The organism is Kangiella koreensis DSM 16069, assembly GCF_000024085.1.
Lineage (GTDB): Bacteria > Pseudomonadota > Gammaproteobacteria > Enterobacterales > Kangiellaceae > Kangiella > Kangiella koreensis.
In genome coordinates, this window is sequence record NC_013166.1 from 1,706,190 (window position 1) to 1,727,584 (window position 21,395).

A 21,395-nucleotide genomic window follows, 5' to 3' on the forward strand; every position below is an offset into this window, starting at 1 on the left:
AACAAAAGCTCTGCCAGATTGCTTGTAACAGTCTGGCAGAGCTTTTTCTATATCATCTATCACTAACTACTCTTCAGGCAATACAATCCATAAAATCAAATAGACCAAGACGCCCGCAAAGGCGGTGAAAATACTTAGTAATACATAGACTAGACGTGTCGGATTAGGCTTCCAGCCCAACCACTTGGCTAAACCACCACAGACACCCGCTATCATACGATCTTTGCTACGCTTTAGTTGTGCCATACATTTCCCCTTTCCTTATTAACTTTTAAGATTAGCATAGCAACAGCTTAGCTGTTGACCAACCAGCAGTTTGTAAATCTTTGTGATAGTTCAAGAAGTTAACAACATAAAAGACGAGCCGCTACAGACTGCTCAGTCATACAGTCATATAGCGGCTCTGGGGTAGAACCTTACGTAACAAGTTAAGAAAGGTCTTCTGTAAGCTTTCCTTCAGCTAAATTCTAATTGCTTGCCGTGGTAGATAAGCGGTAAGTGAATTTGAGTTGGTTTAAGCGAGAATTTAAACCACTTACCGCACATTATTCCCAACCGTTAAATTTGTTAACAGTTACAATCTACCGCTCAATAACTTCAGAATATCCATTATAGTTAAAAAGCTAAGACTACAATCAGTAGTGGAAAGCGAACGAATGGCATTCTAGAGCAAATTCTAAGATTTATCTAGATACAGCATTGCAATTAAATCCTGACTTATAACTATTGGGCATAAATACACAGTGGCTATAATAATTCAGTTGACAGGATGGCAGCTGCTTCATAGGATTGAAGCATGAACATACACACCCAACAGTTTTACTTTTATTTCTTTACTCTGAAATTTTCGGAGGAGCCTTGTTCGCGTAACTAAAAGTAAAACACATAGAACAGCTGAAAAACCTCCCTCTTGGGAGGTTTTTTTTTGCCCACAACAATGTAAAAAGAGCATGAGATATGAACAAACCAGAAGTCGATCTAAAACAACTTCGCAAGGCGATAAGCAGTCTTGATTCAGAGCTACTTAGTATATTTGCACAGAGGCGCCAACTAAGCCTGCAAGTTGCAGCCTATAAATTCGACAACAGTGGACAAATACGGGATGAAGGAAGAGAAAAGAAACTGCTTACCCAACTGGTCGATAAAGGACTAGAGTTTGGAATCGCACCGAACACTACCCTAACCCTGTTTCACAGCATTATTGAAGACTCGGTACGCAGTCAGTATGACTTCTTTTTAGAACAAGAAAAGGGACAAGGATTACATACAGTAAAGGTTGCAGTTTTGGGAGAGCCTGAATCCTACAGCCACATTGCGTTAAAAAATCATTTCTCCACCAAAAAGCAAAGACTTGAAACTGTGCATTGCCACTCCTTCATGCAAATATTCAAGGAAGTGGACAATGGGTCTGTGGATCTGGGTATCGTGCCAATCGAAAACACCACCTCAGGAAACATTACCGAAATCTACGACCTGCTTACAGAGCATCACCTTAAAATAGTCGGTGAAGAAAAACTAAAAGTCCGTCATTGCCTCGTAGGCACTGAGCAAGCTTCTCTCGAAACATTGAAAGATGTCTATTCACATCCTCAAGCCATCGCTCAATGCAAAAAATTCTTCCTTGATCACCCACATATTCAAAGTCATTTTCGCAGCAGTTCCAGCTCGGCGATCAAACTGGTAGCCGAATACCAGAACCCAAGCATTGGCGCCATTGCCAGCGAACAAGCAGCCGAACAATCGGGACTGAAAGTTTTGTCATATGCCATCAATAACTACCAGGAAAACTATACACGGTTCTTACTAATTGCTAAGCAAGCTATAACTGTTCCATCGGTGATACCCGCCAAAACCACTTTAGCTTTGGAAACTGGACAACAACCCGGCGCCCTGCTCGATTGCCTGCAGATCCTGAAAAATCATCGGATCAATATGAGCAAACTGGAATCGAGGCCAATCCCAACCCAACCTTGGCATGAGCGGTTCTACATTGACCTGGAGGGTAATGCTTCAGATAGCAACGTATTAAATGCCTTAGACGAACTTGAGAAAGTAGCCCACAAACTTGAGTGTTTAGGTTGTTACGCAAAACATGACGTTGTCGCAACCAAACTCGATACATCCATTATTGAACACTCGGAGCAAGACCAATGAATTCTGCAAACCCCATTCAAATCAAATCCGCTAAAGTTGAGAACGCTAATATTGAACGGCTAGATTTACTTACTCCACCACAGCAACTCAAACACCAACTGCCTCTTTCGGGACAGGCCAAAAGTACGGTCGTAAATAGTCGTTCAATTATTCAGAATATTTTAAACGGCGAAGACAAAAGGCTAATGGTGATTAGTGGTCCTTGCTCTATTCATGACATTGACAGTGCAAAAGAATACGCAACACGTCTGTATCGACTCCACCAGGAATTTAGCGATAAGCTTTTCATCATCATGCGAGTGTATTTCGAAAAACCTAGAACCAATGTCGGTTGGAAAGGGTTAATCAATGACCCTGAACTAGATGGTAGCAACAATATCAACTTAGGTCTGCGCAAGGCTCGCTCTTTATTGCTCTGGTTAGCGGAATTAGGGCTTCCTGTTGCCACAGAAGCACTCGATCCCATCACTCCGCAATACATTTCCGATCTCATCAGCTGGTCGGCCATTGGCGCGCGTACCACAGAGTCGCAAACCCATCGTGAAATGGCCTCAGGCTTATCCATGCCAGTAGGCTTTAAAAACAGTACTGACGGTTCGCTTGATTCAGCCGTCAATGCCATTCTGGCCGCATCTTCCCCACACAGTTTTATTGGCATTGATAATAGTGGTCAAAGCGCCCTGCTTCATACCCGAGGAAATCCTGACTGCCATATCATTCTACGTGGTGGAGCTAAGCCAAACTATGATCAACAAAGTGTGGCTAAGTGTGTTGATAAATTACAGCAAAAAAAACTGAACACAGCAGTCATTATTGATTGCAGTCACGGCAACTCAAATAAAGATTTCAACAATCAACCAAAGGTTATGCAGGATGTGGTTAAACAGATCACAACCGGTAATCATCATATTAAAGGCCTCATGCTGGAGAGTCATTTAAAACAAGGTAATCAATCGCTGGGCGCGAATTTAACCTACGGACAGTCGATTACGGATAGCTGCATTAGCTGGGATGTAACAGAGAAATTGTTAAAAGATACTTTTAATAGCTTGAGTTAAATTTGCGGTTTCTTGCGCATTGATTTCTTTTGTCCGTGTTGTGTTTTTTTATCAAGACGTCGTTTTTTTGCCGCTTTGGATGGCTTAGTTTTAATCCGCTTTTTCTTGGGCTTGGCAACTGACTGAATCAGAATACGCAAACGTGACAAAGCATCATCACGATTACGCTCCTGAGTACGATGTTTCTGCGCTTTAATGACCACCACCCCGTCTTGGGTAATACGGTTGTCATTGAGCGCTAACAGTTCGGTTTTATAAAACTCAGGCAATGAGGAAGCGTTAATATCAAAGCGCAAATGAATCGCACTGGCGACTTTGTTGACGTTTTGACCACCCGCACCCTGCGCACGGATAGCCGTTAAATCAATTTCAGAATCCGCAAGAACAACATTGTTGGAAATAACCAATGGCATAACTTAGCGCTTAGCCTTTTGTTTCTGCATTTCTCTGACACGCTTCTTTTGTTGGCGGCGTTTGGCAATGGCTGTCAGTACCTCTGAGCCAATGTGCTCTTCACCGCGCGCTTTGGCCAGTTGAACCTGGCGTTCGCGCTCTGCGTAACGCTGACGCTGCTCAGGCGTTTGCTGGTCATAGCAATGAGGGCAACTGACGCCTTTCTCATATTTTTCATGTTGCATTTCTTCTGCCGTAATCGGCATACGGCAGGCATGGCACTGATCATACTGGCCTTTCTTCAGATCATGATCGACAGCAACACGATTATCGAATACAAAACACTCCCCTTCCCATAGGGTTTCATCTTTAGGTACTTCTTCTAAGTACTTAAGAATACCACCTTCCAAATGGAAGACACTTTCAAAGCCCTGCTCTTTTAAATAGGCAGTGGATTTTTCACAGCGAATACCGCCAGTACAGAACATGGCGACTTTTTTATGTTTATTCGGGTCAAGGTTTTGCTTAACGTATTCAGGAAACTCACGAAAGGTTTCTGTATTAGGATTGAGAGCGCCTTTAAAAGTACCGATTTGAACTTCGTAATCATTACGAGTATCCACCAGCACCACCTCAGGGTCAGAAATCAAAGCATTCCAATCTTCTGGCTTAACATAAGTGCCAACCACGCGTTTAGGATCAATTCCTTCAACACCCATGGTGACGATTTCTTTCTTTAGCTTAACCTTGGTGCGATAAAATGGCATCGCTTCGTCATAAGACTCTTTGTAGTCAATATCGGCCAAACGCTCATCGTGTTTGAACCAGGCCAGGAGAGTATCAATTGCCTTGCGAGTTCCCGCCACAGTACCGTTAATGCCCTCTTTCGCTAACAGCAAGGTGCCTTTGATATCATTATCCAGCATCACATCCAGCAACGGTTGACGGATAGCTTCGAAATCCTCAAGGGTGACAAACTTATACATGGCGCAGACCACAATCGGGTGCGTCGTTGCGTTATAAATAGAAGATGATGTAGACACAGCAGATGATTCTGCTGATACAGATTTGGTTTGACTCATTGTTACCTCTCGCTCGCTGGAACGTAAAACCAGTGCAAAATTCAGCCGCGATTGTAACGGTTATTGAGGTATTTGTGTAGGGTTTGTGGTTGTTTTTTAAACAAATCACATAACTGTATTTCTCGAAATAATGTGATAATTTTAAGATCAAAGCAACCAATACCCCTTTCCTCAGGGATACTTCGCGCCTTCAAGACTACATTTTCTGATTTGTCCTTTAGCACTCTTCTGATGCACCATAACCACAATGAGAAGATAGCCAATATTCACTTCTCGAGAAGTCAGAAAAAGCAATTAACCCTTTAAGTTCTGAAAATAAAAAACTTGATATGAAATTATCTTCATTACCAAAAACACTAACACGTAATACGTTTATGCTCTTACCTAAAACTGCTACTTCTAATTGTTCAACATTGTCATCACAAGAATGTATTCCATGCCTATCTGAAAGCTCCACTCTAAAAGTATAAATACCATATTGCCAAGAGATATCTTCACAATATGAAGCAGAGTTAAATTGTTCAAATAAATCATGAGGGATTGTAATCACAGAGTGGTACATAATTAAGCACACGCTAAACTGCTCATTTGTGCAAACATCTACATCAGTAACATCAGCAGTCCCGTACTCAACAAGTTGAACAGACTTTGAGTCAGAAACAGACAAACTAACCTTTGCCGAGCTTAACGAATAGTATTCATAATTTTTGGTTTTAGCATCTACAGTACTTAACGATACTAACAATAAAGCTAATAATATGCTTTTCACACTGTCTCCGAATTTGATATAGCACTCATGATTTCAACACCAGACCTTGTGCCCGTGCTCTTTAAGCCACTGTTCTGACTCTCGATAGTCGGGGCAGTTGGCTTCAACCAGTCGCCAGAAGTGATTGGAATGATTCATATATTGTAGATGGCAGAGTTCGTGGATGATTAAATAGTCTTGTACGGGGACTGGAGCCATCATTAAAAGCGGATTAAATTGCAACACGCCTTTTGCGGTGCAATGTCCCCACTTGGTTTTGGTTTTACGAAAACGGACAGCGTTAACTTTGCTCTCCACTTCCATCACTGAAGCGATTTGCCAGACTCTGGGTTCGAAGTCTTTTTTAGCTTGCTGTAGTAACCATTGTTGAAATTGCTTTTTTATATAGTCTTCTTCCAGTTGGCGCACCTGAATATAAAGATTTTCGCTATCGACATTGACCTGATTTTTACCAAGCGAGAGGCTTAGTCGATATTCTTTACCACAAAACAAAATAGGTTCGCCCTCTTCTAACTTTAAGCGCTCACTATTCTTTTGCTTCTGAAGTTTGAGTTTTTTAAGAATCCAGGGGCTTTTCAGTTCGACAAATTCATCGATCCAGTTTTGCGGCGCTTTTAGTGGCGCACGCACTTCGACGCCATCATCACGAACATAAATGACCAAGGTTTTGCGCTTGCTGCGCGTGATGGTTAGCTTAAAGGGTTGGTGCTGCATTGGTTATGGTTTATGACCTATGGCTTATAGTTTTAGTTTACTTTTCGGGGGGATTTCGTTGATCACCAGCTTACCTGAAGCGAGTAATTTTTTTTGCTCTCTGGTCAATCGCTTGACTTTAATCTCTGCTTTTAGCGCTTCTGATTTACTCTCAAACTCAGTGTGAAAAATCATCGTCAATGGTTGTCGGCCACGCAAATACTTGGCGCATTTCGGCCCATTCGACTGATGTTCTTCAAAACGACGATGCAGATCATTGGTGATACCCGTATACAAGGTATCGTCACCACAACGTAAGATATATAAATGCCAGTTCATTAAATTGATTTACTCTTACTTTGCTCTTACTTGACTCACGACAAAATCTTTACTTATTCTTTATAGAGGCGGCCAGCACGGATCAAGCGTGGTTTAAAATAAGGATTGTCCATGGTGGTTACGGAAACCGTTTTACCGCTCGATGGCGCATGTACAAACTGCTTATTGCCGATATAAATGCCCACATGGGACGGTTTGCCATTGATACGGTAAAACAATAAGTCGCCCGGTTGTAACTCTTCAATTCTTACTTCACGGGATGCGTACAACTGGTCACGTGATGTCCTTGGAACATAGTCGCCGACCTGAGTATGGGTAAAATACACTAGGCCACTGCAATCAAAACCCTGCTTTGGTGTTGAGCCGCCATAACGGTAGCGTTTCCCCAACATGGATTGTGCCATTAAAGCGATATTTTCGCCTTTGTCAGAAGTTGCTTCATAACGGCTCTGAGTAGACTGCCGGCTAGAATCGCTAATCGTTCGTTCAGGCGTGCTAGAGCAGGCAGCAAGCCATAAGCTCGATACCACGATAAGAATGAATAATGATAATTTTTTGTTCATTGTCCTACCCTAGCAGATGAAATCTGAACTTACCCTAAACCAGCGCACAGTCATTATGCCCCACAGTTAATTCTTACTACACATTTAACAATTCTAAAGCAGGCTCTTGTAGCTCGGCAAATTGACTCCGAAGATCTAAAATCTGCTCCTCCCAATAACGAATCGAATCAAACCAGGGAAAAGCCTGTTGAAATGCAGGATCGCTCCAGCGCTTTGCCAGCCAGGCGCTGTGATAAAACATACGCAGAGTTCGTAAGGGTTCGATTAATTTTAGTTGCTTTACCGGAAACTTTTGAAACTCTTCATAACCCTCAATTATTTCTGCTATCTGCGACAGCTTTTGCGGACGCTCGCCGGACAATAACATCCACAAGTCTTGCACCGCAGGCGCCATCCGCGAATCATCGAAATCCACAAAATGAGGGTTATCATCACGCCATAATATATTACCAATATGGCAATCGCCATGAGTCCTAATATAATCAAGCTCGCCTACTGCCTGCCACTGCTTGCCCACTTCCTTCAAAATATCTTCAGCCAAGGTTCGATACGGCAAATGATACTCACGAGGTACAGCATGTTCCATCAGATACTCAAAGCTCTGTTGACCAAAAGTCTCGACAGTTAAGCTTGGGCGGAATTGATAGGGTTTGATTTCACCTAAGGCATGAATACGACCAATGAATCGACCCAATGTAAATAGGCTGTCCAGGTCGTCCAGCTCGGGGGCATGACCACCTTTGCGCGGATACAGCGCGTAATAAAAACCGTCATACTCAAACAGAGTTTTACTGTGCAGCGACAGTGGTGCTACAACCGGCAACTCAGATTCTGCCAGCTCAGTGGTAAACTCATGTTCTTCTAGTATTTGCTCTTGCGTCCATCGCTCTGGACGATAAAACTTAGCAATAATCGGTTGCTGTTCTTCAATGCCAATTTGATAGACTCGATTTTCATAACTGTTAAGAGTTAGTATTCGACCATCGCTATAAAACCCCAAGGCTTCAATCGCATCTAGGATGAAGTCTGGAGTCAGCTTATTAAAAGGATGTGCTTGCGACTGCTCGCTCATGAAAAGTTAACCTTCATCGTCGTTCTTATCTTTCTTAGAGTCGCTCTTGGAGTCTTCCTTAGCATCTCCTTCATCTTCTTTAACTTCGGCTTTATCAGGAGTGACGACAGATTTATCCGTTCCCATTGATGCGGTCAGTACTTTTTTCATGGCATCGCTAGGCGACATATCCAGATCTTTACACTTCGACTTCGGCATGAAAAATGTAAAGCCACCAATCTGATAGCTCATGGGTACATAGACTGCTACCAATTCATCACGCTCGCCTAAACTCACATCGCTGGCTGTAATAAACCCAATAACCTCAACACCCTCACTCACTTCGCATAAGACTGCCTGCTTCAAGTCTTCTTCTTTATCGGGTGACAGGAAACGCATAATGTCATTAAAAGCATTATAGATGGTGTTAACAAAAGGAATTCGTTCCATCAGCTTATTAAGGCCTGACAGAATCAACTGCCCCAAATAAAACCTAATCAGCAGTCCTAAACCAAAAATCAGCAGCAGACCTAAAATCAATCCTAACCCAGGCCAATAAGCATCTTCAGAAATGACCAGCAACAAAATCTCGCGCAGATAGGTTTCAAGCGTACTTAACAACCAACCAATCAAGGCAATGGTTAGCAAAATAGGCAGAATCGCAATCAGTCCCTGTAGGAAAATCCCACTAATATCTTTCATACCGCCAATTTTCATTTATTCATTATTCCGTTCAAGAAAACATGCCGAAACAATAGCATACTTACTGTATAGCGACTATGAATGCTTTGCGGTAGATTTGTATGCTGAGTGAGCCTCGTAATAGTCTAACAATTGATCAATTTCTTTAGTCTCATAGCGTAGCGCCTTATCAATTGCCTCACGAAAAGCTGGCTCAACAATATCATGGTATGAATAGGTCAACACAGGGTTAAAACCTCTCGCCAATTTATGCTCTCCTTGCGCACCAGGTTCGAAAACCTCAAGCTTTTGTTCAATGGCATAATCAATTCCCTGGTAATAGCAGGTTTCAAAGTGCAAAAACTCTTCCTCAACTAACGAGCCCCAATAGCGACCGTATAGATGTGTTTTTGAGCGAATGAAGTAGGCTCCAGCCAACCGCTGATTGTCCTTCTTGGCGAATAGCAATAACACCTGATCTCCCATGCTTTTTGCCAGCAAAGGGAAAAACTCAGGCGTTAACTGTGACCAGCTACCTTTTTCATCAAAGGTCTTCTTATACATATCGTAGAAAAGCTGCCAGTCTTCATCCGTTGCTTGCCTCCCCGTCAACCACTCAAAGCTCCAGCCACAGCTAGCAACCTGACGTCGTTCACGCAGAATATTCTTACGTTTTTTAGCTTTAAGATTCGAGAGAAAGTCATCAAATGAGGCGTAACTCTGGTTCATCCAATGAAACTGAATATCACGACGAGGCAATAAAGAGCTGTTCGATAGCAGATCAACTCCATCTTGATCCAGGAAGTTAATGTGCCATGAACTGATGTAGTTCTGCTTTAGCCATTCAGACACAGTATTGATAATGGCAAGCTGCTGCTCTGGTTCAAGATTCTTGTGCAACAATCTAGGGCCAGTAATGGGCGACAAAGGCGATGCAGTCAAAGCTTTAGGATAATACTCCAGCCCATGCCGTTGATAGGCATTAGCCCACGCCCAATCAAAAACGAACTCACCAAAGGAGTGGCCTTTAATATAAAGTGGCATAAATGCCACAAGCTGGCCATTCTGATAGGCCACAAGATGCAGAGGCTTCCAGCCCCTCTCTGCTGTAACCGAGCCACTGTCCTCTAACGCCTGCAAAAAGCGGTAATCGATGAAAGGATTGGTTTCATGAGCTACAAAGCCTAGCCTCGACCATTCAGAGTCACTGATTGCAGTAATCGACTCTACAAAGCTAATGGATAGGCCATCATCAGGACTGCTGATTTCAGTGTTATTAGAAGTGTGTTGACTCAAGGTAGTTTACTGCTAAGAGATTTCATTTAAGCTATCACGAAACCTTAAGCAAAAAAAAGCCCACTCAAAAGCATAAGTGGGCTAAACTTGGGGGTAAGTTTTAAAACAAAACAATCTATAGGGGTGCTCGTTGGGGCAAATCATCAGAATTGATTATAAATTCTGACAAAATTCATAATTTATAGTAATGCAATGACAAGCATTGAAACAACAATGGCTGCAATTACTAGTTCTAATGCACCTTCAGTAATCTCGTTCATGTCTATCTCCTTCAGTTAATGACTCTATGTCTCTGTTACGGAGTGAATTCTACTCCTCTTGTGTTACATTTTTAAGACAAATTCGCTGGATATTTTTTAGGGGCAAGCATTAGTTTTATTTATATAAAAAGTCGCATTTGCAATATTACGCAAACGTCATAACTGATTAATTCACCTAAGTTACTCTAATCCTTATGAAAAGCATCAAATCAAATCTGCAGGGATATTGGCGGTGCTGATATAGGTTAAGGACACGCTACTTAAGTCTTTGATTTTAAATTGTGAAGCAGGTCTGTTTTAAAGTGATATGTACTAGTCTCAGAAACAAAAACAGCCACCCGAAGGCAGCTGTTTTGGCATAACTTGATTAGCTAATCTATTTAATCAATCAAGCCACGACTTTTTAGCAAGTACTTTGGATCGGCTTCTTTGCCACGGAATTTCTTATACAACTCCAATGGGTCTTCAGTTCCGCCCTTCGATAAAATATATTCGACGAATTTATCAGCTGTTTCCTTATCAAAAATACCATTTTCACGGAATGCCTGGTAAGCATCAGCACCAAAGATTTCTGACCATATATAGCTGTAATAGCCTGCTGAGTAGCCACCCGAGAAGATGTGCGAGAAATAAGTGGTGCGATAACGTGGAGCAATCTCAGGGATCAGTCCAACCTCATCAAGAACCGCTTTTTCAAAAGCATCTGCATCTTTAATCTCATCACCCACTTCCTGAGTGTGCCATGCTAAATCCAACAATGTCGCAGCCATATATTCAGTGGTTGCAAAACCTTGGTTAAACTGAGACGCAGCCTGAATTTTGTCAATCATCTCCTGAGGAATAACTTCGCCGGTCTTGTAATGTTTAGCGAATTTACCCAATACTTCTGGCTCCAACATCCAATTCTCAAGCACTTGCGATGGGAACTCAACAAAGTCACGAGGCACCGAAGTACCGGTTTGCGATGGATAAACGCCGTCAGAAAGCAAACCATGGGTTGCATGACCAAACTCGTGGAATAAAGTGCTCGCCTGATCAAAGGTCAACAATGCTGGCTCATCACCTACTGGGCGCGGAAAGTTTAGGACATTAACGATAATTGGTTTAACGAACTCACCGTCTTCAGTAACGAACTGCTTACGATAAGAGTTCATCCAGGCACCACCACGCTTGCTATCACGAACATAGAAGTCAGCAAGGTAAATACCAATTAACTCACCCTTTTCATCCTTTACTTCGAAAGTACGGACATCCTCATGGTATTTAGGCAAGTCGAAGCGCTCTTCGAAGTTCATTCCAAATAGACGGTTTGCCGTATAGAACACACCTTGAAGAGTGCTATCCAGAGAGAAATAAGGCTTTATTTCTTCTTCGTTAAGCGAGTACTTGGCTTTGCGGATTTTTTCCGCATAGTGACGCCAGTCATGAGCCGCAAAAGTAAAGTCACCGCCCTCTTTATTTATCATTTCCTGCATGGCAGCCACTTCTGCTTTTGCCTGCTTGATTGCAGCTGGCCACACCTGGTCTAACAATTCGGAAACGTTTTCAGCATTTTTAGCAGTACGCTCCTCAAGAACAAAGTCAGCATGTGACTTGTAACCCATCAAGTCAGCTTTTTGTGCTCTAAGGGCAGCTAACTCAATGGCAATATTCTTGTTGTCATACTCGTTATCATTGTCACCACGATTGGTGTAGCCTGAATAAACTTTCTCACGCAGATCACGTCTGGTTGAATTAATCAGGAAAGGATCTTTGCTTGGGCGATGTGTGGTAATGACCCATTTGCCTTCATGGCCGCGCTCTTCAGCTGTTTTAGCAGAGGCATCAATAAACCATTGCGGTAAGCCTGCCAAGTCTTCTTCTTTATCAAGAACCAACTCCCAATTATTGGTTTCAGCAAGCACATTTTCAGCGAACTGTAATGACAATTGAGTCTCTTTCTTATTCAACTCACGCAACTTTTGCTTTTGTTCATCGTTGAGCTCAGCACCACCACGGACAAACGATTTATAGCTATCTTCCAATAGGCGCATCTGATCGGAGCGCAATCCCAGCTCATCTTTCTTAGCGTAGAGTGCAGAAACACGCTTAAACAAATTCTCGTTTAAATTAACATCGTCTCGAAGCGATGAAAGCTGAGGGCCGATCTCTTTTGAAATAGCTTGTAAAGTCGGATTAGTATTAGCTGACGTCAGGTTGTAAAAAACATTCGTCACTTTATTCAATAACTTGCCATTATATTCCATCGCCTCAATCGTATTGGCGAAAGTTGGCTCTTCTGGATTATTCGCAACCTCATCAACTTCAATGCGAACTTCGGCAATAGCACGCTCAAAAGCGGGCTTGAAATGTTCATCTTTAATCTGGTCGAAAGGTGGCATGCCGTACGGTGTATCCCACTCTTCAAAAAATGGATTAGATGCAGTTGCATCATTCTTGGTATCCGTACCGTTAGCTCCATCCACTGACTCTATAGACTGAGCTTTTTCGGATTCAACAGGACTCTTCTGCTCCGAACTATCATTCGAGCACCCTGCTGCAATTAATGCAGACATTACGGCTGCGGCTACGGTTAGTTTTTTCATCATAATTACCTTGATCATAGTTACTTTAAATTTAGATTTCCCCAATACACACCTGCAAACAAGTGTGCCAAAATCTCATATAACCCATCGGTTATACGGGCTCCCAGGGTAATAGGCAAGGTGGTCGCTTAGCAAATATGTAACAAATCTCAACAAAATAAGCGTGCGGGGGTATTTTAAGCATCAATTGTTAGCGGGCTACATTCTGTTAATACTCAGTTAAGCTATTGATATGCTATGCTTTGCGCACATCAGCAGAAATAAATATAACATTATGAGAATTGGGGTCTTTTTACTGTTTTGGAGCTTGTCCAATACCAGTCTGGCTAATGATGCAGAGCCTCTGAACCAATGCCAGAGTGCCATAAAGTCACGCCCACACTCTGAAGCTCTAAAGACCTGCCTGCACTCCCTGGAAGCGCAGCAAAATAAAAGCTCTCCAGTGACGATTCAGCTCTGGCTTGAATTAGCCGACTTATACTCACAGCAAGGTCTTCACGCCGATACTGATTATTATTTAGCCAAAATTAAGCAAAGTGAGTTTTTCCTCAGTAATACAGAGGTTCAATATCGTTGGAACCGATTGGTAGGTCTTAAATTATTGCATCAAACCAAGTATGAACAGGCCAAAGAATATCTCCACCAAGGCTACAAGATTGCGAAAAACGAAAGTAATAAAGAATGGCTTGCCAAAAGCAGTAATGATCTGGGATTGATCCACTTTAAGCAGCTTGATTACAAAAACGCCCTCTTGTATTACAAGGAAAGCCTTAAGCATAAAGAAGCGATTGGTAACCTTTATTATATAGGTACGACGCTTAATAACCTTGGCCTGCTAAATAAGGATATGGGAGATATCGAACAGTCCATCAGCTATTACGAACAGGCGCTACAAACCTATTTGGATTACACTCAGCTTGATGACTTTGATGTTCGCGTCTTTTCGAATATTTCCCACCTCTACGAAGATCTCGCTGTTATTTATGCTCTCAGCGGCAATAATGAGAAACAAAACCAATACATAGATAAAATTATTGCCACTTTCTCTACTAAGCTTTCAAACAATGAAAAAGTCAGGGCTTTAAAAAATCTTGCTCTGGTTCATATCAAGCAAAAGCAAAGCAGCGAAGCGCGTAAATTTATAGATAAGGCAAGAAAGTTTGCAGGGGATGACTCAAACTATCTTGATGAAATCTACTACATTGAAGCCTATATCAGCTATTTAGAGAAGAACTATGAGCAAGCCATATCGCTAGTCAATACCGCGATAAGTCATACCAAAGAACATAGTAAACCGCGAGTGTTAAGTGACTCTCATCAGCTGCTATACACTATCTACGAACAACGAGGTCAATATCAAAAAGCCTTCGAGCACCTAAACAAACATTACCAGTACAAAGAGCAAGAGCTTCAAGCGCAATACCAAAGCGATTTTCAGTTGATTAAGCAGCAAATATCCAAGGAGCGATTGGAGCGCCAACTGGTCACCGAACAATTAGCCAATGAGAAGCAGAGCAATAGAATCCGCTCATTATCGAATATTATTCTTGCCTCTTTAATCATTCTTCTGGCTCTGGCCTTTCTTGTCATTTTTCTGGTTTACCGAAAACGCAAAGAAAAGCAGGCTCTACTGGCCTCTATAAAGTCACATAAAGAAAAATTATTATTACTAGAGTCCGAAGCACTGCAAGAAAAAGATAGCTTAGAAGATAAAAATTCTGAGCAAAAAAGTTTGCTAGCAGAAAGATTCGACGATGAAGCCTGCACCGATGAACAATTTAGACAGTCCCTGGTAGAACTGCTGATAGAAACAGTTAATCTATGGGAGAAAGCGAGTCAGTTGGACAGGATTGAGCTTGCCGAAAAAAGTCGCATATGGCGAGTATCAATTGATGAAGGTCGTCTAAGAACACGATCTCTGGATAAATACCTGAATATCCAAAAAATCCCGCAGAACCCGCGCTGGCGTAATGTGGTTAAAACGAGCCACTACGTATTAGCCGAGTGTGAGCTAAGCCAAAGTGACCGAGCTTTATTAGAAGACAAACTTGAACAGGTTATGTCTCTTATTAAAGCCCGATCCATGGAACATGGTTAAAGCTTAAAAAGTGCTACGAACTTTTATCGGCTCTACCTCACGTATCTCATAAACACAGTCAAAGCTCAGCCCCTGAGTGAAATCATAGTTAACATGATGTCCGTCTGCGGCCTGTAAATTATCCACAAAGCTCAGAGGTGCTGTAAAACGAGGTATCAATCCCTGTGGGTATTGATCGGCATGTAGCGAAGAATAAGCGTTACAGGTATTGGTGCCAATCATTGCAGCTTGATAAAAATGGTCAACCTGACCGCAGGTTTTCTGGTTCGACACCTTCTCACTCTCTAACTCACAAGTCTCTTTTGACTGTGTGCCACCCTTCTTATGCGCCAACCAGCTGGCATAATCGAAAAACTGCGCATAATTGGTGTATTGATGGTTCAATTGCGCTTCATTAAAGTTAAAGCTCACCACAACAGCGACATTAGCATTATTAGTATTGAATGAGTCGGTTGGTAATTCATGAGCTTTTAGAGGCGAAAGTAAGGCTAGGCTTGTTAAAGCAAAGCATATTTTTTTCATAATCTGTATGACTCCAATCATTGATTTTATTTGTCAATCTACACTCTAGGCGGGAATATCCAGTTTGACCAGTTTTATATAGGGTAAAAATGGGTAAATAACATTAAAAACAATAGGTTATGAAAAGCCTGTAGCTTATATATCTACCATCCAAATCGCTTGCCACAATTCTTATTTGACATGACTATATTCGAATAATGCGTGCAACTGTACATTATTTAAACAGCAATACTGTTAAAATACCTCTAAGTAACGCTAGATAAGGAGGTTTATCATGTCACGCTTACTCTATCGATGCGACAATCTCGCAGAAATTGAAAACACCTATAAAGATCTTCGCGATGCCGGTGTTGAAGATGCCCACCTGCATGTCATTGCCAAACAGGATGGTCAATTGTTAAGACGTGGTCTGAATGCCGCTAATACCTGGTATAAAACCGATATCCTTAATGGCTGGAGTAAAGGTGTACGTTATGGCTTAGCTGCCGGTATTCTTGCCAGCCTGATTTTTGCCGCTTCTGAGGTGTTCAGTGGTTACTATGGCTTTTGGGGGATACTGACCACTCTTGTTGTGTTTACCGCTTTTGGCACCTGGCTGGGTGGCTTTATAGGCTTACAAACTAAAAACCACGCTCTTAAAGACTTCTATCATTTCGTTGATGAGGGTGAGTATTTGCTGCTGATTGATCTCAGTTTGGCCGAGGCTAAACACATCAAAACAGTTTTACAATATCACCCCAACCTTAAACTGGTCAGTGATGAAGTGGAAACCACCATTCCTTTGGACATCATGGAGCGTATGCACTGAGCTGTTTGTTTATCCCGCGTTTCAATTAGCCCCCGAAAGAGGCATAATAGCGCCTTTTTCAGGGAGTCCTTGCCATGAGCATTCTTAATACCCTAACTGAGCGCGCCAATAACCAATGTGAATTATGCGGCTCTAACGAAAACCTATCCGTTTATGAAGTCCCGCCAGCAGAAGCAAACTCCGACAAATGCATTCTAGTTTGTTCAACCTGTAGCAGCCAGCTCGAAACCCCAGAGTCGATTGATGTAAACCATTGGCGTTGTTTAAATGATTCGATGTGGAGCCAGGTTCCTGCTGTTCAGGTTGTATCTTGGAGAATGCTCAAAAAGCTCGCAAGCATGGGTGAAACCTGGGCTCAAGATCAGCTCGATATGATGTACATGGAAGATGAAGTGCGTCAATGGGCTGAAATGAGTCTAGCCGATGACTCTCGTGAACCAACCCTCGACAGCAACGGCACGCCACTGCAAGCTGGTGATAATGTGGTACTGATCAAAGACCTCGACGTCAAAGGCGGAGGCTTCACCGCCAAAAGAGGAACCGCAGTACGCGGCATATCTTTAAGCGATAATCCTTTGCATATTGAAGGCCGCGTCAACGGCCAAAGAATCGTCATAATTGCTGCCTACGTGAAGAAGTCGTAACTGACAAAACTCCACAAGATAATCACACACTCTAAAGCATGTCATCCTGACGAAAGTCAGGATCTGCTCTTTAGTGCCTTTTGCCATCCTCCTAATTTCTAACCTTCCGCTTCTGCCTATACCAAAACCAAAACCAAACCCCAGTAACCGATAACAAAATCAAAGCCAATCCACTGAGGAAGATCAGCGTCAGATAGATATTGCCACCAATATTGGCGATATGAAGTGGATAGACTTTTTGCGCTAGTCGATAACCCAAAGTCTGCTCGCGAATATTGGTCCATTCGCTAACCTCATGGGTTGCGGAATCAAAGGCAATTCTTGTGCGACCATTTTTGTGCCACTCTTCAGGCTGAGTCATTCGCATACTGTTTGAAGCCCAGGAAATTAACTTAGGTTGAGCTTCGGGCATTATGACTTCGGCTGCCGCAAAGCGCTCCTGCCAGCTTGCACTGCTTAAAATGGGAATGTCTATTAATGGCCGCTCTTGACCCTTCTGAGGGAAGAGTGTCTGCAGAGCTGTTCCCACGGCAGTGCTATACATCATGGCAGTGCCAGTTGCTACAGCAATGAGGATGGGCACAAATAGTATGACGCCAACCGTTCGATGGGACTGCCACAAAGTCTGCCCCCATTGCTTCTGGCTTGGTTTTGACAATCTTACCGAAAAGTCCTTCTTACTCCATCGCTTTCTAGGCCACCACTTTATCAGCCCAGAGAAAATCAATAACAGACAGCCAATGCCAAAAATACCCTGTAACTCTTTACCCAGTTCATGCAAAAAAAGATGGTGATGAAACTCGACCATCCATTCAATCCAGTCACCCATCGCCGAACGCGACAATAATAAGTCACCTTCGGCCGAGTAATAATGGTGAGTCCCTTGATCGTCAACCGTCTCTATCCACGGATGATATTCGGATGGCACAAATCCATAATTAGCGGGACGTTGGTCAAAGACCTTAGCTGCCTGTTCCTGTGAGGGAATGGTTGGTAAATTCAATGAGGAATACGTCAGCTGCAATAGTTCTGTTTTAAAGAGCAGCAAGGTCCCAGTAATCGCTACCAATAAAAGCCAAAGGCTGAGCGCAAGGCCCAGCCATTTGTGTAGGATAGTAATGACCCGTCTAGTTCGCATACAACATCTCGCTACACTAGACGGTTACAATAATGACTAGCCATTACCATTGTTTGCGCCAGTTGATGCTTACCGTACGACCACGTCCGGTAAAGTTACGGCCGTCATTGCCCGCTGTTTGTGCGTAGTAAGTGAAGTAGTATTCATCGAAAAGGTTTTCCAGACCGATAGTAAACTCACCTGCATTTTGCGTTGCAATGTTCATGGTGAAATCTACAGTGTCATAACCATCAAAGTTATTAATAGCTTCGGCACCTGTATAAATATTTCGATCAAACAACTTATTCCATTGCAGACGCGTATTGATATCTCCAGTCCAGTACTGAGACCAGTACAGGTTCAAGCGACGCGGTGTCATGTTGCTGCCACCTAATGGAGTATCAACCTGACCATCACCATCGCTATCAAAGTCACCATCAGTGTCTGCGTACATCAAACCAATTGTGGCATCATTGTTCAGTGCATAGTTGGTATCAATTTCAAAACCTGAAATCTCAGTCTTTTCACGATTGACGATGAAGATACCATCCGAGTTAGGCGACAAACGCGCTCCAAGGTCTGAATTTGATTCGAAGTAGCTTGCCGAAAAGTTTAGCGAGTCACCGCGATATTCAACACCCACTTCATTATTATCAGTCACCACAGGCTGAAGGTTCAGGAAAGTTTCGACCTGCTGATCAGGTTGGTCAATTGCACGCAACACTCGACCCACATCAGGCATGCTGAATGCTTCAGAAACACTGATAAAACCACGCCATTCGGAGTTAAAGTTATAGACCGCACCAAAGTTGGTTAGCAGCTCATTAAATGAAGGGCTACCGCCCTCAACAAAGGTACTGTTGTATGAATACAGAGTCGTGAAGTCATCAACTTTCAAGTTGCCGTATTCATAACGCAAACCAGCACTTAAGGTTAAACCATTATTCATATAGCGGGCTTGCACATAAGGAGCCCAGTTCTCAAAGCTGGTTTCTGGCACCCACTTACGACCTGTCTGCGCCAACTCTTGATAAGTTGTGTCCTCAAGGAAGTCGACACCAGCGGTCATATCCACTGGCATATCCGCAATTTGCTGCCAGTTAAGCGTTACGCGTGAACCTAATTTACTGGAGTCATTACGTGACTGATCAAAAATATCAGTACCATATGCAGGGTCCTGGAACGTTGCAAAACGACCGCCACCATATAGTGCAGAAAAATCTTGTGAGAAAAGTTGCCAATTCAGTGCACCGCCAAGGAAGTCGCTATCACGCCACTCAAAGCTGGCAGTAGTTATTTCATTCTCAGCAGGATCACCTTCTAGTAAGCCACGCTCTGATATTGCAGGAATACCAGCGGCACGATCGCCGGTAACTGTAATATAGTCACCATTAGAAGCCAATTCATAGTGATTCAACATCACACGGAATTCTTGCTCGTTGTTAAGACGGTAGACAAACTTACCAAAAATATCCTGGCTTGAAGAATCCATGGTATCGCCCTGAGTGGTATCAACACCGATAGCGTTACCGTTACCATCAAAATATAAGCCCGTTTCACGCAAATGCGCGCCCAGCATGATTTCGTAATCGTCAGTGCCATGACTCCATAAATAGCCCGCATGGTAACCAAGACTATCGCCTGAATCGGTAGGTTGCATCGAAACACCCGCGTTCACTTCATGCGAAGTGCCACTAGCTGATTTGGTCACGATGTTAATAATACCGCCGCTGGCACCCATTCCCTGAATGGCGCTAGCACCATGAATAACCTCAACACGTTCAATCATTAACGGGTCAATAGTATTGGCAGCACGCGCACCATCACGTAATGGATTTGACTGAGGGACACCATCAATCAAATACAGAGGTTTGCGACCACGAAGAGTTTCACCCGAACTGGTTAGTTTCTGGCGTGATGGACTGAATGAAGGCACCAGGTTCCCTAGGATATCGGATAAAGAATTAGCGACAGACAACTGCAAACGGATTTCTTCACCGTCAATGACTGTAATTGTTGCTGGAACTGAACTGGCCGGTAATGGCGCGCGAGTGGCCATGATGGTTAATACTTCGGCGTCTTCTTTGGACACTGACTGCTCAGAAGTGCTTTCTTCTGCTGCGTATACTTTCCCTGATAGAGCTAAGCCCGATAAAGCTGCTAAAACAGCTATTGAAATGACTGATTGTTTCATGACTTTACAAATCTTCTTAAATGAGGATGCAAATGATAACAATTCCCATTAGCAGATCAAGTCTTTTTTGCATTAACCTATAAAATTATAAACATGAACTTTATAAGGTTAACACCATAGGACAAACAGCTCCCAAATAAGCATCAGGGATTGCCTTTTCTGGGCAATTCATATATCTTACGCCGCCTAGATTGCAAGGCAGTCTAGGCAATTTACGGTGAAGTGTCCGAGTGGCTGAAGGAGCACGCCTGGAAAGTGTGTATACGTTAATAGCGTATCGAGGGTTCGAATCCCTCCTTCACCGCCATACAATAAATACCCGCCTTGTGCGGGTATTTTTGTATCTACGGTAGGGATGAACTTTGAACAGCAAAGCTGCCCGAAGGGTAACGAGCGAAGCTCCACTATAATCCATCTGACCCACAGGGCAAGTAATGCTCCAAGCATTACTATTGCATTCCCCACATCCATGTGGGTCAGATGTGAGGAATAATCGAACTTATCCAGAACAAGTTTAGTGCTTCACCAACCTACAATCTAAAAAGCAAAATTTAGGCTCTCTGAGCTTCCCTCTTCCCCAACCAATACTTATGTATCTGCCAATAGCTGAGAAATAACACACCACTAAACAATAAATCACCCATCATGCTGCGTTGCAAGAATGGTAAAGCCATGGTGTAGCATTCAATCAGCCCTGCCCAGGTTATACTGTAGTAGCCTGAAACTAGCCATACGCCAAAGTTGCTGATCAGAAAAAATACCAATGAGCTGCTGATGGTTGCACCTATGACTTTCAGACTGCTGACTCTATTGTGTAACCAAAAGCCTATCAGTACAGCAAAGGCCATAGCTGCATAAACAAAAATGATGGTGTTGTGGAATCCTAAAAACAGATCGGCCAGCAACATTGAAGCCAACGGTACGGCGAAAGCCATCCACTTTTTATCAAAGTAAGTACCGGCGAATAAAGCCAGCGCCATCACCGGAGTGATGTTATGGGGGTGCGGAAAAATACGGTAAAGTGACACTGCCACAATCAGTGCGATTAAAGTATAAACTTTAGGGTTTATTTTTTGCATTCCGGTTTC

The 21,395-nt window shown here is 42.9% G+C and carries 20 protein-coding genes and 1 tRNA gene; 6 read left to right on the plus strand and 15 right to left on the minus strand.

What is annotated here, in order from left to right:
* Positions 1 to 66 precede the first annotated feature (66 nt).
* Positions 67 to 246, minus strand: a complete 180-nt coding sequence (locus tag KKOR_RS07935; RefSeq protein ID WP_015780601.1) for a PspC domain-containing protein — start codon at positions 244 to 246, stop codon at positions 67 to 69.
* Between the two features lie 711 nt (positions 247 to 957).
* On the opposite strand from KKOR_RS07935, the gene pheA reads away from it, so the two are divergent.
* Complete coding sequence (gene pheA, locus KKOR_RS07940) at positions 958 to 2,154, plus strand: prephenate dehydratase (protein ID WP_015780602.1); 1,197 nt, start codon at positions 958 to 960, stop codon at positions 2,152 to 2,154.
* A gap of 20 nt (positions 2,155 to 2,174) precedes the next feature.
* A complete protein-coding gene (locus KKOR_RS07945; RefSeq protein WP_041296185.1) occupies positions 2,175 to 3,212 on the plus strand; it encodes a 3-deoxy-7-phosphoheptulonate synthase in 1,038 nt (345 codons plus the stop codon).
* Here the strand turns inward: KKOR_RS07945 and arfB are convergent.
* From arfB to KKOR_RS07995, 10 genes are all read right to left on the minus strand, one after another.
* The gene (gene arfB, locus KKOR_RS07950) at positions 3,209 to 3,625 is read right to left on the minus strand and encodes an alternative ribosome rescue aminoacyl-tRNA hydrolase ArfB (protein ID WP_015780604.1); all 417 of its coding nucleotides are present in this window, start codon (positions 3,623 to 3,625) and stop codon (positions 3,209 to 3,211) included. The genes KKOR_RS07945 and arfB overlap by 4 nt on opposite strands.
* Before the next feature lie 3 nt (positions 3,626 to 3,628).
* Positions 3,629 to 4,591 (minus strand): oxygen-dependent tRNA uridine(34) hydroxylase TrhO, encoded by a 963-nt coding sequence (gene trhO / locus KKOR_RS07955; RefSeq protein WP_041296186.1) that lies wholly within the window; start codon positions 4,589 to 4,591, stop codon positions 3,629 to 3,631.
* Between the two features lie 313 nt (positions 4,592 to 4,904).
* The gene (locus KKOR_RS07960) at positions 4,905 to 5,456 is read right to left on the minus strand and encodes a hypothetical protein (RefSeq protein ID WP_015780606.1); all 552 of its coding nucleotides are present in this window, start codon (positions 5,454 to 5,456) and stop codon (positions 4,905 to 4,907) included.
* A 33-nt stretch (positions 5,457 to 5,489) separates the two neighbouring features.
* Positions 5,490 to 6,170 carry a M48 family metallopeptidase gene (locus KKOR_RS07965; RefSeq protein ID WP_015780607.1) on the minus strand — a complete coding sequence of 227 codons (681 nt, stop codon included), beginning with the start codon at positions 6,168 to 6,170 and terminating at the stop codon, positions 5,490 to 5,492.
* A gap of 24 nt (positions 6,171 to 6,194) precedes the next feature.
* On the minus strand, positions 6,195 to 6,488 hold the full coding sequence (locus KKOR_RS07970; RefSeq protein ID WP_015780608.1) for a GIY-YIG nuclease family protein: 294 nt from the start codon (positions 6,486 to 6,488) through the stop codon (positions 6,195 to 6,197).
* A gap of 53 nt (positions 6,489 to 6,541) precedes the next feature.
* A complete protein-coding gene (locus KKOR_RS07975) occupies positions 6,542 to 7,051 on the minus strand; it encodes a C40 family peptidase (RefSeq protein WP_015780609.1) in 510 nt (169 codons plus the stop codon).
* A 76-nt stretch (positions 7,052 to 7,127) separates the two neighbouring features.
* Positions 7,128 to 8,123 carry a serine/threonine protein kinase gene (locus tag KKOR_RS07980; RefSeq protein WP_015780610.1) on the minus strand — a complete coding sequence of 332 codons (996 nt, stop codon included), beginning with the start codon at positions 8,121 to 8,123 and terminating at the stop codon, positions 7,128 to 7,130.
* Between the two features lie 6 nt (positions 8,124 to 8,129).
* Complete coding sequence (locus KKOR_RS07985; protein WP_015780611.1) at positions 8,130 to 8,819, minus strand: DUF502 domain-containing protein; 690 nt, start codon at positions 8,817 to 8,819, stop codon at positions 8,130 to 8,132.
* 60 nt (positions 8,820 to 8,879) lie between these two features.
* Complete coding sequence (locus tag KKOR_RS07990; RefSeq protein WP_015780612.1) at positions 8,880 to 10,079, minus strand: GNAT family N-acetyltransferase; 1,200 nt, start codon at positions 10,077 to 10,079, stop codon at positions 8,880 to 8,882.
* 640 nt (positions 10,080 to 10,719) lie between these two features.
* Positions 10,720 to 12,924, minus strand: coding sequence for a M3 family metallopeptidase (locus KKOR_RS07995; RefSeq protein ID WP_041296034.1), 2,205 nt, complete (start codon positions 12,922 to 12,924; stop codon positions 10,720 to 10,722).
* 274 nt (positions 12,925 to 13,198) lie between these two features.
* Here KKOR_RS07995 and KKOR_RS08000 point away from each other — a divergent pair, with 274 nt between their 5' ends.
* On the plus strand, positions 13,199 to 15,022 hold the full coding sequence (locus tag KKOR_RS08000; protein WP_015780614.1) for a tetratricopeptide repeat protein: 1,824 nt from the start codon (positions 13,199 to 13,201) through the stop codon (positions 15,020 to 15,022).
* Between the two features lie 3 nt (positions 15,023 to 15,025).
* Here KKOR_RS08000 and KKOR_RS08005 read toward each other — a convergent pair whose 3' ends face one another.
* On the minus strand, positions 15,026 to 15,544 hold the full coding sequence (locus KKOR_RS08005; RefSeq protein WP_015780615.1) for a hypothetical protein: 519 nt from the start codon (positions 15,542 to 15,544) through the stop codon (positions 15,026 to 15,028).
* A gap of 274 nt (positions 15,545 to 15,818) precedes the next feature.
* Between KKOR_RS08005 and KKOR_RS08010 the strand changes: the two genes are divergently transcribed.
* On the plus strand, positions 15,819 to 16,352 hold the full coding sequence (locus KKOR_RS08010; RefSeq protein WP_015780616.1) for a hypothetical protein: 534 nt from the start codon (positions 15,819 to 15,821) through the stop codon (positions 16,350 to 16,352).
* A 74-nt stretch (positions 16,353 to 16,426) separates the two neighbouring features.
* Positions 16,427 to 16,996 (plus strand): PhnA domain-containing protein, encoded by a 570-nt coding sequence (locus KKOR_RS08015; RefSeq protein WP_015780617.1) that lies wholly within the window; start codon positions 16,427 to 16,429, stop codon positions 16,994 to 16,996.
* A gap of 91 nt (positions 16,997 to 17,087) precedes the next feature.
* Here the strand turns inward: KKOR_RS08015 and KKOR_RS08020 are convergent, their stop codons facing one another.
* Both KKOR_RS08020 and KKOR_RS08025 read right to left on the minus strand, forming a co-directional pair.
* A complete protein-coding gene (locus KKOR_RS08020) occupies positions 17,088 to 18,134 on the minus strand; it encodes a PepSY-associated TM helix domain-containing protein (RefSeq protein WP_015780618.1) in 1,047 nt (348 codons plus the stop codon).
* Positions 18,135 to 18,177: 43 nt separating this feature from the next.
* On the minus strand, positions 18,178 to 20,307 hold the full coding sequence (locus tag KKOR_RS08025) for a TonB-dependent receptor (RefSeq protein ID WP_015780619.1): 2,130 nt from the start codon (positions 20,305 to 20,307) through the stop codon (positions 18,178 to 18,180).
* Between the two features lie 216 nt (positions 20,308 to 20,523).
* Between KKOR_RS08025 and KKOR_RS08030 the strand changes: the two genes are divergently transcribed.
* Positions 20,524 to 20,614 (plus strand) — tRNA-Ser (locus tag KKOR_RS08030).
* Between the two features lie 244 nt (positions 20,615 to 20,858).
* Here the strand turns inward: KKOR_RS08030 and KKOR_RS08035 are convergent.
* The gene (locus KKOR_RS08035) at positions 20,859 to 21,386 is read right to left on the minus strand and encodes a DUF6580 family putative transport protein (RefSeq protein WP_015780620.1); all 528 of its coding nucleotides are present in this window, start codon (positions 21,384 to 21,386) and stop codon (positions 20,859 to 20,861) included.
* Positions 21,387 to 21,395 lie beyond the last annotated feature (9 nt).